General features: G+C 33.2%; 1 pseudogene. It reads right to left on the minus strand.

Features of this window, described 5'->3' with window-relative positions:
• A pseudogene (locus M983_RS17700) lies at positions 1–337 on the minus strand (hypothetical protein); the annotation flags it as partial.

Genomic DNA, 337 nt, shown 5'->3' on the forward strand with positions numbered 1-337 from the left:
AAATGAGCTGAGATGTTTTTGGTGAAAAGAATAATTTGCCACCAATTAAGGCAAGTGGATATTTTCTATCATTTTGGAGTTGCTCATCCCAAGGGATTAATTCACCGATAGAAAAATCAGTTAAATTGATAATGCGTCTTCCTTCGTAAAAGAACAATATACATTGTTCTTTCAAACACACTGCATTATAGATATCACCTTTTCCTTTTGCGATATAATACAATCCCTGCTTATCTGAGAAGAAAAGTGTATATTCTTTTGGCTCACGAGAACGATATAAACTACTATAAGGGGACGAGTTATATTGTGAACTCTCTGACTCATTAGTAATTAATAC

The sequence above is a fragment of the Proteus myxofaciens ATCC 19692 genome (genome assembly GCF_001654855.1).
GTDB classification, from domain to species: domain Bacteria; phylum Pseudomonadota; class Gammaproteobacteria; order Enterobacterales; family Enterobacteriaceae; genus Proteus; species Proteus myxofaciens.